Origin of the sequence: Nocardia speluncae NBRC 108251 (assembly GCF_001613245.1) — a bacterium.
Lineage (GTDB): Bacteria > Actinomycetota > Actinomycetes > Mycobacteriales > Mycobacteriaceae > Nocardia > Nocardia speluncae.
Map to the genome: position 1 here is coordinate 15,801 of NZ_BDBZ01000034.1, position 12,981 is coordinate 28,781.

A 12,981-nucleotide genomic window follows, 5' to 3' on the forward strand; every position below is an offset into this window, starting at 1 on the left:
ATCGCATGCGGCTGTACACGCGTTCCCGGATCCGGCCGCCCTTCCGGAAGGTAGGTTCACACGATGGCTTTGCGCGTAATTCAGTGGGCGACCGGGGGTGTCGGACAGGCCGCGATCGAACATATCCTGCGACATCCCGACCTCGAACTGGCCGGGTGCTGGGTTCATTCACCGGAGAAATCCGGTAAGGATGTCGGCGATATCGTCGGGTCGGACAAGACCGGTGTTATCGCGACCCACAGTGTCGAGGAGGTTCTCGCGCTGGACGCGGACTGCGTCCTGTACGCACCGTTGCTGCCCGACGCGGGCCAGGTCCAGGCCATCCTGCGGTCCGGCAAGAATGTCGTCACTCCCCTGGGCTGGTTCTGGCCGACCGATAGGGAACGGTCGAAGATGGAACCGGCGGCCCTCGACGGCGGCGTGACCTTGCACGGCACCGGTATCGACCCCGGCGGCGCCACCGAACAACAACCCCTCTTCTTCAGCGGTCTGTCCTCGGCGATCACCTTCGTCCGCGGCGAGGAGTTCTCCGATATCCGCACCTACAACGCCCCCGATGTGGTCCGGCACATCATGGGCTTCGGCGGCACCCCAGAGGAGGCGAAAGCGGGCCCGATGCTCGGCTTGCTCGCCCGCGGTTTCGAGCAGTCGGTGCGCATGTGCCTGGATACGCTCGGTTTCGCTGACGCCGAGATTCGCAGCAGCCACGATATCGCGGTCGCCACCGCACCGATCGATTCACCGGCCGGCGTAATCGAACCCGGCCGGGTGGCCGCACAGCGTTTCGCCTGGGAAGCGTTCATAGGTGAGACAAAGGTCGTGCGCGTGGCGGTCAACTGGTTGATGGGCGAGGAAAGCCTGGAACCTGCCTGGGAATTCGGGTCCGGTGGGGAACGCTTCGAGATCGAGGTCAAGGGTGATCCGGACTGTTCGGTGGTCATCCACGGCTGGCATCCGACGAGTGTCACGGCCGGGCTGCTCCGCAATCCCGGGATCGTGGTCACCGCCGCGCATTGCGTCAATTCGATCCCCACTGTTTGCGCCGCGCCACCCGGCATTCTCACGTTCGTGGATATGCCGGTGGTTACCGGCCGCGCGCACCCGGACCTCGCCGGGTAGCACCACCTTTCGGGCATCGGAGGCGAACGAACGAACCGGGCTTCGCCTCCGGTTCGTCCGCACCACCGTTCAGACAGCGGCGATCACGACTGCCAAGGCGATCAGCGCGGTCATCTGCAATCCCACCCGCGGCAAGATAATGCTGTCCCAACGCTGTTGCAGCGCACGAGCATTCTCCGGGATGATTCCGGAAAGCGCCGCCGCCTTCTGCGCTGCATTGACCGGTTTGGCGATCCGCGCGTACAGGGCGAGCCAGACGACCAGAGCGACCACGGCAACCGCCGCCGCTGCCGCCGAGACCGGGTGCCCACCGAGCCCGGCCACCATGGCAGCAGCGACCGCGCTCACCAGTCCCGTGATGCCGACCGGTGGCATTCGCCGATCAGCGAAATAGTGCCCCCAGCCGGCGCTGCGCGTCATGGTGGCGTCGTCGAGCCGGGCGTTCACCGAGCGCGCGATGAGTGCAGCAAAGGCATCGGTGCCGTAGACGACGCCGTTGGTGACGAGGGCGAGTACCGCGAGGATTTGGATGAGCGTGGTCATGGGAGAGACTCCTGAACGTCGTGGGGCCTGTCGGTTGGTTCTGCCGCGCTATGCGGCCTGTACAGGCGTATCGGCGCCGGCGCGTTCGCGAATCAACAGCACTCCGGTGAGCGCGACGAGTACGGCGGTCAGTCCGTGGATTCCGAAAGCTGCGGCGGCCGAGCCGTTGTGGAGCAGAACGGTGAGCATGTCGCCGATGGGGATCAGCGCGAACCCGAGCGCCACAACTCCCAGGGCGAACCGCTGCCCCAGCGCGAGTAGGACAAGCACGACGATGCCGGTGACTGTGTCGCGAACTCCCTTGAGATTCGAAAAAGCTGCCGCGTCGCCGGTGGGCCATACCGGCAACCCGAAGCCGGTGGCGATCCATTCGGGAGCGATCAGGTAACTGATCCCGATGTAGAGGATGAATGCGGCCCCGATCAGGGACAACACAGTGGCGGTATGCCGAACGGTGATCATGACCTACTCCAAATCTAGCGTTGCTATATCTAGTAGCGACACTAATGTGTCGTAGCCATTTTGTCTAGCGCTGCTAGATTCAAGGTATGGGTATCCAGAACAGACGAGAACGGGAACGGGCCGACCGGCACCGGCTCATCATCGATACCGCACGCAAACTGGCCGAAACCGACGGCTGGGACGCCGTCACCGTCCGCAAACTCGCGGACCGCATCGAATACAGCCAGCCCGTCCTGTACAGCCACTTCGCCGGAAAACGAGCCATCATCACCGCAGTCGCACTCGACGGCATCACCGAACTGGCCGAATCTCTGCACCATGCCCGCACGACGGCCCCCGACGAAACCGCAGCCCTGTCCGCCGTAGCCCGCGCCTACACCGAGTTCGCGGCGAACAACCCCGCCCTCTACAACGCCATGTTCGTCCTGCCCACCGACCTCACATTCGGTGACGGCGCCCCGGAACCCCTCCGCGACGCCTTCGCCGAAGTGGTCGCAACCTTCGCCCCCTTCGCCGCGAACGCCGATGCCGAAACCCTCACCGAAACGGTCTGGAGCACCCTCCACGGCCTCGCCACCCTGGAACACAACAACCGGCTACGCCCGGGGTACCGCGAACAACGCCTCGCGATCCTGCAGACCTGGCTGACCACAACGGCAAGCCGCGACAGCTGACCACAACGACACATCGGTGCCCCGAGCGGTCAGCGAGTGGCAGCCGCAGTGCAGGGTGGACGTAGCCGGTGCGGTAGCGGCAGGTCGGGCGATCCTGGCGAACGAGCCGGCCTCCCCTCCGGACCCGCGCCGCCGGCGGCCTTTCGTCCGCGACCCGCGCGACCGGTTCGTTGACCCGCGCTTGCGGGTGCGTTTCAATGCAGCGGCGTCCGAAAGACGTTTTCGCTGCTCAGGCTTGTGCACAACCCGTCAGACCGCGCCGGTATGCCACCGTTCCGGAGCCTGCCCGCGGTAGCGCCCGGCGATCGCCGGGGAACGGAGTCGCCGATGAGGACGGTCGCATTCGGTTCCGGGGCACGGTCACGGATGATCCGCGCCCTGGTCATCACGGCACTGTTGCTGTCCGGCGGCACAGCGGCAGTCCCGGCTGCCGCGCACGCCGAGCCACCACCGCTCCCGTCCGACGACCCCTTCTACACCTACGACCAGCCCCTGACCACCACCGACCCGGGCACGGTCCTGCGCTCCCGGCCCGCGCCGTTCGCCTTCCCGAACTTATCCACACCCATCACCAGCACCCAGGTGCTCTACCGGACCACAACCCAGCAGAACACGCCCACCGCGGCAGTCACCACCGTGCTCCGCCCACTCGTCCCCGGTCCTACGCGGTTGCTGTCCTACCACATGGCCTACGACGCGCTCGGATCCCAATGCAACCCCTCCTACACGCTCACCGGCCGGACCGACAGCCCCGGGGCCGTCATGGAACAGGCCGTTATCGCCGGCTATCTCACCGCCGGGTACACCGTCGTGGTGCCCGATTACGAGGGGCTGCACCTCGAGTGGACCGTCGGTAGGCAATCCGGCTACGCCACCCTCGACGGAATCCGGGCCGCCGAACAGATCCTGGGACTGCCCGCTTCGACACCGATCGCGATGTCCGGATATTCGGGGGGCTCGGTGGCCACCGAATGGGCCGCCGAGATCGCCCCGCACTACGCCCCCGAACTCACCCTGGTCGGCGCCGCCGCCGGCGGGCTACCCGTCCACCTCGCCCACAACCTCCCCTATGTCAGTGGCAGCGCCGACTGGGCGGGCGTAATCCCGGCCATGGTCGTCGCCTTCCGGCGCGCCTACAACCTCGACACCGCCGCCTTCCTCTCCGAACGCGGAGCCCAGCTCACCGACGCCGTGGAAACCATGTGCCTCGGGCAGTTCGCCAAGCGCTATCCCGGCCTCACCGACGCCGAAATGGTCCGCGCCCCCTACCATTCCCTGCTCGACGTCCCCGCGGCCGCAGCCGCCGTCAACGACAACATCATGGGCACCGCCGGCACCCCCGCCGTTCCACTGCTGCTCGCCGTAGGCCAGAGCGATCCGATCGGCGACTCCGTAATGGTGGCCCGCGATATCGAAGCCCTGGCCCACCGATACTGCGGCAGCGGCGTCCCGGTGACCTACGCCCGCTACCAGCACCACGACCACATTGCCGCCTTCGCCCGCTTCCAAGCCGAGGCCGCCCAGTTCCTCACCGACCGTTTCGCCGGCACCCCGCCCACGACCAACTGCGCATCCGTCGGCCCGGGCAACTCCCTTGCCCCCGTCCCCATCCCGGCCGGATAGTCGAACGCCCGGCCGCCCGGCCGAATCCCTCCACCGCGCGGCGATCATCTCGGCCACGGCCGGCTCCGGCCCGAACCGGGCCGAGGCCGAGCGCGCCGCCTATCAGCGGCTCGCGGACCTCACCTCGTCGGCGGCGCTCGCGAACTTCGGCTCCGCCGACCTGAGCGGCGCACAGATCATCGAGGTCGTCTGCACGAGTAACGCCCGCTGATTCGGCTTCAGGCTCCGGGGCGCCGGAGCCTGAAGGTCCGACCGGTCTCGACACCGGCGTACTCGCCCTCGACACCATGTGTCAGCCGAGGTGCGCTGCGCGGCGCCCCTCGAGGTAGTGAGCCAGCCTGAGCCGCTGCCTATGAGTCCATCCCCGCGCCGGAGTGGGATGCCGCCCGGGTGACGCGGTTCCCGCGGCGTCTCGGCTACCGGATCGTGTGGCCGGACGAACGCTCGGTGTTGACCGTCGCCGACCGCTGTACTGATGTTCCCCGATGCCCGGAAGGGCCTCGTTCAGCGCGGAGCGATTGCCGTGTCCGTGGAACGGAGCGCCTCATCGAGGAGGCCCGCACCAGGGCCCGCCAGCCAGCGGTCGAAGCACAGCAGGAACGGGAACTCCGTGCGCAAGGCGTCGAGGTTCGCGTTTCCCACCAGCCTGCCGTCGTCTACGAGTGCTTCCAACTTGCTGAGGACCTCGTCCTGTGCCGGCAGGGTCGTCGGCAGGCGGCTGTAGCTGATCGGTCGACCGGCGGCCTGGGTCAGATGCCCGGCCAGGGCGTTGCCGGTGAGAGCGTCACCGGCGATCTCCATGGTGCGGCCGGCGTAGCTTTCGGGTGAGCCGAAGACCGCGGCGGCGATGCGGCCGATGTCGCGCACCGCGATGAACTGCATGGCCTGGTCGGGGCGCATCAGGAAGGACAGATGTCCCCGGTCGAGGCCGATTTCGGAGGTCACCAGGAGCTCCATGAACGTGGCCGGCCGAATGATGGTGCTGGCGATGTCCAGATTCCGGACGTGGGCCTCGATACGGCTCTTGGTGTCGAGATGGTCGACGCCCGTTGTCGAGCCCGCGGTGACCGCCGAGCTGTAGACAAGGTGGGCGACGCCGCAGCGCTCGGCGATATCGGCCACCGCCGTACCGAAGCGGACCTCGTCCTCGTCGGTCACACCGGCGCCGGCCTGGCCGGAGTTCGGCTGGACACTGAAGACACCGTGGGTGTCAGCGAAGGCCGCGCGGAGCGACTCCGGATCCCCGAGGTCACCGCGGACGGTTTCGACGCCGGAGGCGGCGAGCGACCGGGCCCGATAGCCGGACGGATCGCGCACGACCGCGCGCACCACCCAGCCGTCGGCCCGCAGCGCAGCGGCGACCGATCCTCCCTGCTGCCCCGTGGCGCCCAGGACGACGACGGTTTTGTTGATGTTGGTCATGCCGACCACGCTGCGCTTTCGGCGATCACGGACGTGTTCCTGATAAACATTGCTGATTCTTCCTGGGATCCTGAGGAGTGAGTCGGAGATGTGCTGTTCACAGGCCTGCTCCAGAGTTCGTAAGGGGGGTCCTTGCCGTGCCCGCTACGCTAAAACCTGACGCCCACGTCAGGTGCAAGCGAGACGTGGAGTCGAGTCAGGAGGCCGGGATGCGGATCGGAGAGGTCGCCGCGAAGGCGGGCGTCAGCGTCAGGGCGCTGCGCTACTACGAGCAGCAGGACTTGCTGCACTCCACCCGGAATCCGGGTGGCCAGCGCCAGTATCCGGCCGGTGCCGTCGAACGGGTCAGGCTTATCCAACAGCTCTACTCCGTGGGCTTGCCCAGCAGAACCATCCGCGAGGTGCTGCCGTTCGCCGACTCCGGTGAGGTGTCACCGGAACTGCTGGAGCTGCTCGCGGCCGAACGCGACCGCCTCGACCGGCAGATGACGGACCTGCGGGACGTGCGCAACCGGCTGCACGACTGCATAACCGAGGCGCGGAATCATGCCGGAACAGGAAGTCCATCCTGAAGCAGGGCGGCCACACTCGCACGGCCCGGACCGTGATCGTTCTCACCGGTATCCGCTGTACCGATGTTCCCCGAGGCCGTGATCGAGAACGCGCGCCGGCTTCATCCGGAGTGCCGCTTCGCTGTCGCTTCCGCCACCGAGCTCGACCTCGGTGAAGCGTCCCTGGGGGGTGCTCGGTGAATTTTGACGTCACTGAGAGCGCCATTGACGAGAGGATCGGACATGACCGTCCCGGCCGAGCGAATCACGCTCACCGACACCGACTACGCCGGCGTAGAGCAGATGCTCGCGCCGTACCGGGACAGGCTGCTCCCGCAGGCTGCGGTGGTCCCGCACTGGTCCGACGACGGTGCCCGGTTCTGGTAGCGGGCAGGGGCGTATCACGTCCTGGTAGACCCGGCGGCGGGCACCCACCGGAACGCGTTCGACCACGAGCGGCTCGCGGCGGTGCTGTCGCAGGCGTCCGGGCGCGCGGTGGTAGCCGACGACCTGCCCGCTCGCCTCGGTGGAGTTCTTGGGTCAGTTCGGCAAGCCGCCGAGCAGGACCACGCACGCGGACGATTGCACTGTTCCAGTGAGCCGCGGGCAGGTTTTCCCGCCGGTCGGCACCCTGAAACGAGGAAGGCCCTCCCCGGCGAACCGGAAAGGGCCTCTGATCTGGAGCCGCCTGGGAGAATCGAACTCCCGACCTTTTCATTACGAGTGAAGCGCTCTACCGACTGAGCTAAGGCGGCGTGCCGTTCGGCGTCGCGAGTCTATCGTCTCCGGTCAGGGAACGCGAAAACGGGTGGTCAGGACGTTTGGGCGAGGAGGGTGGCGGCCATCGCGGCGAGAGCGAAACGGGGTTTGACGTTGCGGTCGAGGGCTTCGCGGCAAGCCAGGACGGCGTCGATCGAACGGAGCAGGCCCTCGGGGCGGATACGGGTGGCGAGGTCGCGGGCGCGGTCGGCCATATCGGGGTGAGTCATGGTGAGGCCGGTGGGGTCGCCGAAACTCACGGCCAGGCCGTCACGGTAGAGGCCGGCTATATCGAGGAGGGCACGATCGAGGGCGTCACGTCCGGTGCGGGTGGCGCGGGATTTCTGGCGCTTCTCCAGGTCTTTCAGGACGCCCGCGGAACCGCGGGTGGCGCCGGCCGCGCCTTTGCCGGTGCCGCCGGCGCCCAGGGCGGTGGCGAGTTCGTCGCGTTCGCGTTCGTCGCGTTCGGTGCTGAGCTCTTTTGCTTCGTCATCGGCGGCTTTCACCAACTCATCCGCCGCGAGATAGGCGTTGCCACGGAAGATCGCGGCCACCAGGTCGAGCGCGCGGCGGCGGCGGTCGCGGGCATCGTCGTCGGTGGCGAGGCGGCGGGCGCGGCCCACATGGCCACCACTCACTGCGGCCGCCCACTCGGCGGTTTCCGCGTCGAGGCCGTCGTGGTCGCGCAATACGTGGGCGATGGCGGGGGCCGACGGGGTGACCAGATGGACATGGCGGCAGCGGGAGCGCAGCGTCACCGAGATGTCCTCGGGGTCCACCGAGGGGGCGCACAGTAGGAAGACCGTCCGTTCGGGCGGTTCCTCGACCACCTTGAGCAGCACATTGCCCGCGGCTTCGGTGAGCCGGTCGGCGTCTTCGATCACCACCACCTGCCAGCGGCCGGTGCTGGGGCGGCGGGCAGCGATCTGCACGATTCCGCGCATCTCCTTGGTGGAGATGCTCAAACCCTCGGGGATCACCCGGCGCACGTCACCATGGGTTCCGGCCATCGTGGTGGTGCAGGCATGGCAGTGGCCGCAACCGGTCCGGTCGGGGTCGGTGCATTGCAGGGCCGCGGCGAAACACAGCGCGGCAACCGACCGCCCGGCACCCGGTGGTCCGGTGAACAGCCACGAATGGGTCATCGCGCCCTCTGCCGGACCGGCCCGCCCGGCGACCGCGGCGGCAGTCAGATCGGCCGCTACCGCTTCCTGCCCCACCAACCGATCGAAGACGCCCGTCACGTCCGACACCCTAATGGACCCGCCGGCCCCTCCTCATCGGATGGCCTCGTACAGCCGACGTTCATCCGGTCGTGAACAAGGCGTACTCCGCTAGATGCGCGCACCGTTATCCCTCTCGACCGAGCATCGGACGACGGGGCGCCGGGCATATGGTCGGAGGCGGAGGGGACGCAGAGTGTGCCCGCCGCACGGTGTCGTCGAACGGAGAACCGGCGCGAAGCGTGCGACGGGAGTGGAGCGGCGGGCCTATCCAGCACGCTGAGCGGTGGTGTTGGCACCGTCCAACTGTTCGCGGATGATGTCGGCGTGCCCACTGTGGTGGGCGATCTCACGCAGGATGTGCAGGATCAGGAAGCGCGCCGACCACCACACCCGGCCGGGTACCCACGGGTTGGTGGGGGTGGGGATGGAGGCGTCGAGATCGTCCACCGAGCGAATGAGTTCCGCGGTGTTCGCCGCGACGATCTCCCATTCCGCTAGCAAACCGGCCACGGTTTCCGAATCGCCGATGCTGTATTGGCCTGCGAAGTCTTCCAGCTTCTGTTCCGCGTTCTCGTCACGGTCCACGAGCACTTTTGTCCACAGCCGTTCACAACCGACCAAATGGTGCAGTAGCCCGCCCAGGGTGAGTTCACTCGCGGTGGTGCGCTGCCTTGCCTGCTCCTCGCTGATACCCCGCAGCGTGATGCGGAACATCTCGCGCTGTTCGTCCAGCAACTGGATGAGGTCGTCATGCTCCTGGCGGACGGCCATCGGCGCTCCTTCTGATAGGTGTCGCGCGTCAGGCTACGACCCGGGTACGACATCTATCGCCGTTCCCGGGGCAGAGGAGGTTCTATTCGTCGTCCTCGCCGGCGCGGCTCGCGGCCTGTTTTGCGGGCGCTTTCTTCGCGGCGGCTTTCTTGGCAGTCGTTTTCTTCGCCGTGGTCTTCTTCGCGGTGGTCGATTTCTTCGCCGCGGTAGTGGTCTTCTTCGCCGCGGCTTTCTTCGCCGGAGCCTTCTTCGCGGTCTTCTTGGCCGCCTTCTTCACCGGACCCCGGGCGCGACGATCGGCCAGCAGTTCCGAGGCCCGTTCGTCGGTGATCGACTCCACCTCATCGCCCTTACGCAGACTGGCGTTGGTTTCCCCGTCGGTCACGTAGGGGCCGAACCGCCCGTCCTTGATCACCATGGGCTTGTCGGTGGCCGAATCATTGCCCAGTTCTCGCAGCGGCGCAGCGGCCGCAGCCTGTCTACCTCGTCGTTTGGGTTCGGCATATAACTTGAGGGCCTCATCCAAGGTCACTGTGAAGATCTGGTCCTCGGTGGCCAGCGAACGCGAATCAGTCCCCTTCTTGAGGTAGGGGCCGTAGCGCCCGTTCTGCGCGGTGATCTCCTCGCCGGATGCCGGATCAGTACCGACCACCCGCGGCAGCGACAGCAATTTGAGCGCGTCGTCGAGCGTAACCGTCGCCGGATCCATGGATTTCAGCAGCGAGCCGGTGCGCGGTTTCGGACCGTTGTTCTTCTTCGTCGTCTTCTTCGCCGCCTCGTCTTCCGGCGGTTCCGGCAGGATTTCGGTGACGTAGGGCCCGAAACGTCCTTCCTTGGCGACGATTTCGTGCCCGCTCACCGGATCGACACCGAGGGTGCGCCCCTCCTGCGGGGTCGCGAACAGCTTCTCCGCAACGTCGGGGGTCAGCTCGTCGGGCGGCAAATCATCGGGCAGGTTGGCGCGTTGCGACGTCGGTTCCGCATCGGGCTTGTCGGGGTCGGTGACCATACGCTCCAGATACGGCCCGTACCGGCCGACCCGCACCACCACATCGCGGTCCGCGTCATCGGTGAAGAGTTTGATCGAATTGATCTCGCGGGCATCGATTTCGTCGAGCCGCTCCCCGACCATCTTCTTGAGCCCACCGGCCCGCGCGACCGATCCCTCGGCGCCGTCGTCCCCACCGAAGTAGAAGCTGGACAACCAGTTTCCACGCCGGGCCCGGCCGGTGGCGATAGCGTCCAGATCGTCTTCCATGGCGGCGGTGAAATCGAAATCGACAAGCCGGCCGAAATGCGACTCCAGCAACCCGGTGACCGAGAACGCCACCCAGGACGGCACCAGTGCGCTGCCCCGCTTGTAGATATAGCCGCGGTCGAGAATGGTCTTGATGATCGAGGAATAGGTGGACGGGCGTCCGATCCCCAACTCCTCCAGGGTTTTGATCAGCGACGCTTCCGTGTACCGCGCGGGCGGATTGGTGCTGTGCCCGTCGGGGTTCAGCTCGACGGCCGTCACGCCCTCGCCTTCCGCGAGGTGCGGCAACCGGGTTTCCGCATCGTCGGATTGGCCACCGGCCTCCTCGTCGACACTCTCCACATACGCCCTGAGGAACCCGGGGAAGGTGAGGGTGCGACCCGAAGCGGAGAACACACACTCCTCGCCGGTACCGGCCGTGCCGGTGATCCGCAAAGTGAGGGTGGTGCCCTTGGCATCGGCCATCTGCGAGGCGACGGTGCGCTGCCAGATCAGCTCGTAGAGCCGGAACTCGTCGTTGTCCAGCCGGGAATGCAGCTGGCCGGGTGTGGCGAAGGTATCACCGGCGGGGCGGATCGCCTCGTGTGCTTCCTGCGCGTTCTTGACCTTGCGCGTGTACTGCCGTGCGGTCGGGTGCACGTACTCCGCGCCGTACAGCTGGGTCGCCTGGGTGCGGGCGGCATTGATCGCCGACTCCGACAGTGTCGTCGAGTCGGTACGCATATAGGTGATGTAGCCGTTCTCGTACAGCCGCTGCGCTGTGCGCATAGTGCGTTCGGAGGTGAAACGCAGTTTGCGGCCCGCCTCCTGCTGCAGGGTGGAGGTCATGAACGGCGCATACGGTTTGCGGGTGTACGGCTTGGATTCGGCCGAGGTCACCACCAGATCGGCACCGTGCAGGGCCTCGGACAGCCGCCGAGCGCGGGCCTCGTCCAGCACCAGGGCGCGCGAATCGGCCTTCAGCTGCCCGTCGGAACCGAAATCCCGGCCGGTGGCGACCCGGGAGCCGTCGACATCGACCAGTCGCGCGGAGAATACGCGCGGGTTGGCGGTATCGGCTTCCCCGCCGGCGTCCAGTCGCGCCGCGATATCCCAGTACTCGGCCGACCGGAAGGCCATCCGCTCACGTTCACGCTGTACGACCACCCGGGTCGCGACGGACTGCACCCGGCCCGCCGACAGCCGCGGCATCACCTTCTTCCACAGCACCGGGCTGACCTCGTAGCCGTACAGCCGGTCCAGGATGCGCCGGGTTTCCTGCGCGTCGACCAGGTCGTTGTCCAGGTCGCGGGTATCGGCGGCGGCAGCGCGGATCGCGGGTTCGGTGATCTCGTGGAACACCATCCGGCGAACCGGGACCTTCGGCTTCAGGGTCTCCAGCAGATGCCAGGCGATCGCCTCGCCCTCGCGGTCGGGGTCGGTGGCGAGGTAGAGCTCGTCGGCGTCGGCCAGCAGACTCTTGAGTTCGGTGACCTTGCCCTTCTTGTCCGGGCTCACCACATAGATGGGTTCGAAGTCGTTGTTGACGTCCACCCCGAGCCGGGCCCAGTCCTGTCCCTTGTATTTGGCCGGCACATCGGCGGCGCCGCGCGGCAGATCGCGGATATGGCCCACCGATGCCTCGACCGTATAGTTCCGTCCCAGGTAGGGCGCGATTTTACGAGCCTTTGTCGGGGACTCGACGATCACGAGACGACGCACGGGACGACCCGCCTCGGCTGCGCTACGGTCTCGTGTTGCCACCGGCGAATCCCTTTCCTTCTCGACCCGCTGGACGCTGCTGGGGGGCAGGACGCGGCTGGATGAACAGATGGTGACGACGAGCATCACCACCAGACACGTTTATACCTTGACGCTGCGCGTGGTCGAGCGGTTGCGACCATCGGGCGATGGCGCGTCGATGCCGTTCAGTATGCAGGGCGCGAGGCCACCACAGCACGCACGGTAGGTCACGAAGTCGTGCCTTGTCGAGGAGAGCGGTGCATGAAGACGGTAATCGGCCATCCGTCCGCGCGTGGCGCAGTTCGGACGAGCCGAGCCGGCCGCCCGGGAGAAGTGTGGTGCGACACCATCGACCGGAGCTCGATCGCAGGTGCCCGGAAAATGCGCGGCCGATGGTGGCGTAGCCGGAGGCCGCACGGCCGGAGTGAAAGCCCGGAGTCGCTGCGAGCGCACAACTCGGGCAGGCAGGCCGGGAACGCGCGGGGCCCACGACCGCGGAATTACACATACCGCACATATAGTTCGTCCCTCGCTCCCGTTACGGGATCGAGGGACGAACTGGGAGGTGTACTCGCTCAGCTGAGCGCGCGAACTCCGGTGGCCTGCGGGCCTTTGGTGCCCTGACCAACCTCGAACTCGACCTTCTGATTTTCCTCGAGGGTACGGAACCCCGAACCCTGGATTTCGGAGTAGTGGACGAAGACGTCCGCAGAGCCGTCTTCGGGCGCGATGAAGCCGAAGCCCTTCTCCGCGTTGAACCACTTCACAGTTCCCTGTGCCATTCTGTTCCTTCTCTTTTCTTACTCGGAACGGCGGACAACTTAGTTTCGTCCACCGGGCCTGTTCCGAAC

13 protein-coding genes and 1 tRNA gene are annotated in these 12,981 nt (G+C 66.8%); 6 read left to right on the top strand and 8 right to left on the bottom strand.

Annotated elements, in window-relative coordinates; all coding sequences use genetic code 11:
- The first annotated feature begins 63 nt into the window (after positions 1–63).
- Positions 64–1,119: an NAD(P)H-dependent amine dehydrogenase family protein gene (locus NS6_RS24510; RefSeq protein ID WP_068045973.1), complete on the top strand. Its 1,056-nt coding sequence runs from the start codon at positions 64–66 to the stop codon at positions 1,117–1,119.
- A gap of 69 nt (positions 1,120–1,188) precedes the next feature.
- Here NS6_RS24510 and NS6_RS24515 read toward each other — a convergent pair whose 3' ends face one another.
- Together NS6_RS24515 and NS6_RS24520 are read right to left on the bottom strand one after the other, a co-directional pair.
- Positions 1,189–1,662, bottom strand: coding sequence for a DUF1772 domain-containing protein (locus NS6_RS24515; protein WP_068045976.1), 474 nt, complete (start codon positions 1,660–1,662; stop codon positions 1,189–1,191).
- Positions 1,663–1,710: 48 nt separating this feature from the next.
- Positions 1,711–2,124 (bottom strand): DUF4267 domain-containing protein, encoded by a 414-nt coding sequence (locus tag NS6_RS24520; RefSeq protein ID WP_210747217.1) that lies wholly within the window; start codon positions 2,122–2,124, stop codon positions 1,711–1,713.
- Positions 2,125–2,210: 86 nt separating this feature from the next.
- On the opposite strand from NS6_RS24520, the gene NS6_RS24525 reads away from it, so the two are divergent.
- From NS6_RS24525 to NS6_RS24535, 3 genes are all read left to right on the top strand, one after another.
- Positions 2,211–2,798: a TetR/AcrR family transcriptional regulator gene (locus NS6_RS24525; RefSeq protein WP_068045983.1), complete on the top strand. Its 588-nt coding sequence runs from the start codon at positions 2,211–2,213 to the stop codon at positions 2,796–2,798.
- A 327-nt stretch (positions 2,799–3,125) separates the two neighbouring features.
- The gene (locus NS6_RS24530) at positions 3,126–4,421 is read left to right on the top strand and encodes a lipase family protein (RefSeq protein WP_068046180.1); all 1,296 of its coding nucleotides are present in this window, start codon (positions 3,126–3,128) and stop codon (positions 4,419–4,421) included.
- Positions 4,393–4,632: a hypothetical protein gene (locus NS6_RS24535; RefSeq protein ID WP_068045986.1), complete on the top strand. Its 240-nt coding sequence runs from the start codon at positions 4,393–4,395 to the stop codon at positions 4,630–4,632. Before NS6_RS24530 ends, NS6_RS24535 begins: the two co-directional genes overlap by 29 nt.
- Before the next feature lie 293 nt (positions 4,633–4,925).
- Here the strand turns inward: NS6_RS24535 and NS6_RS24540 are convergent, their stop codons facing one another.
- A complete protein-coding gene (locus NS6_RS24540; protein ID WP_068045989.1) occupies positions 4,926–5,843 on the bottom strand; it encodes an NmrA/HSCARG family protein in 918 nt (305 codons plus the stop codon).
- Positions 5,844–6,052: 209 nt separating this feature from the next.
- Between NS6_RS24540 and NS6_RS24545 the strand changes: the two genes are divergently transcribed.
- On the top strand, positions 6,053–6,415 hold the full coding sequence (locus NS6_RS24545) for a MerR family transcriptional regulator (protein WP_068045992.1): 363 nt from the start codon (positions 6,053–6,055) through the stop codon (positions 6,413–6,415).
- Between the two features lie 222 nt (positions 6,416–6,637).
- Positions 6,638–6,781 (top strand): hypothetical protein, encoded by a 144-nt coding sequence (locus NS6_RS34925; RefSeq protein ID WP_157112925.1) that lies wholly within the window; start codon positions 6,638–6,640, stop codon positions 6,779–6,781.
- A 292-nt stretch (positions 6,782–7,073) separates the two neighbouring features.
- Here the strand turns inward: NS6_RS34925 and NS6_RS24550 are convergent.
- The 5 genes from NS6_RS24550 to NS6_RS24570 all read right to left on the bottom strand — a co-directional run bounded on the left by NS6_RS24550 (position 7,074) and on the right by NS6_RS24570 (position 12,912).
- Positions 7,074–7,149: transfer RNA gene (locus NS6_RS24550), tRNA-Thr, on the bottom strand.
- Between the two features lie 57 nt (positions 7,150–7,206).
- Positions 7,207–8,397, bottom strand: coding sequence for a DNA polymerase III subunit delta' (locus NS6_RS24555; protein WP_068046183.1), 1,191 nt, complete (start codon positions 8,395–8,397; stop codon positions 7,207–7,209).
- Between the two features lie 246 nt (positions 8,398–8,643).
- Positions 8,644–9,150, bottom strand: a complete 507-nt coding sequence (locus tag NS6_RS24560) for a mycothiol transferase (RefSeq protein ID WP_068045995.1) — start codon at positions 9,148–9,150, stop codon at positions 8,644–8,646.
- Positions 9,151–9,232: 82 nt separating this feature from the next.
- On the bottom strand, positions 9,233–12,097 hold the full coding sequence (gene topA, locus NS6_RS24565) for a type I DNA topoisomerase (protein ID WP_245669496.1): 2,865 nt from the start codon (positions 12,095–12,097) through the stop codon (positions 9,233–9,235).
- Positions 12,098–12,705: 608 nt separating this feature from the next.
- On the bottom strand, positions 12,706–12,912 hold the full coding sequence (locus NS6_RS24570; RefSeq protein ID WP_011206895.1) for a cold-shock protein: 207 nt from the start codon (positions 12,910–12,912) through the stop codon (positions 12,706–12,708).
- Positions 12,913–12,981 lie beyond the last annotated feature (69 nt).

What these genes read in the sequence shown, in the direction of transcription:
- NS6_RS24510 (WP_068045973.1), top strand. Translation starts at nt 64, where the DNA reads ATGGCTTTGCGCGTAATTCAGTGGGCGACCGGGGGTGTCGGACAGGCC.
- NS6_RS24515 (WP_068045976.1), bottom strand. Translation starts at nt 1,662, where the DNA reads ATGACCACGCTCATCCAAATCCTCGCGGTACTCGCCCTCGTCACCAAC.
- NS6_RS24520 (WP_210747217.1), bottom strand. Translation starts at nt 2,124, where the DNA reads ATGATCACCGTTCGGCATACCGCCACTGTGTTGTCCCTGATCGGGGCC.
- NS6_RS24525 (WP_068045983.1), top strand. Translation starts at nt 2,211, where the DNA reads ATGGGTATCCAGAACAGACGAGAACGGGAACGGGCCGACCGGCACCGG.
- NS6_RS24530 (WP_068046180.1), top strand. Translation starts at nt 3,126, where the DNA reads ATGAGGACGGTCGCATTCGGTTCCGGGGCACGGTCACGGATGATCCGC.
- NS6_RS24540 (WP_068045989.1), bottom strand. Translation starts at nt 5,843, where the DNA reads ATGACCAACATCAACAAAACCGTCGTCGTCCTGGGCGCCACGGGGCAG.
- NS6_RS24545 (WP_068045992.1), top strand. Translation starts at nt 6,053, where the DNA reads ATGCGGATCGGAGAGGTCGCCGCGAAGGCGGGCGTCAGCGTCAGGGCG.
- NS6_RS34925 (WP_157112925.1), top strand. Translation starts at nt 6,638, where the DNA reads ATGACCGTCCCGGCCGAGCGAATCACGCTCACCGACACCGACTACGCC.
- NS6_RS24560 (WP_068045995.1), bottom strand. Translation starts at nt 9,150, where the DNA reads ATGGCCGTCCGCCAGGAGCATGACGACCTCATCCAGTTGCTGGACGAA.
- NS6_RS24570 (WP_011206895.1), bottom strand. Translation starts at nt 12,912, where the DNA reads ATGGCACAGGGAACTGTGAAGTGGTTCAACGCGGAGAAGGGCTTCGGC.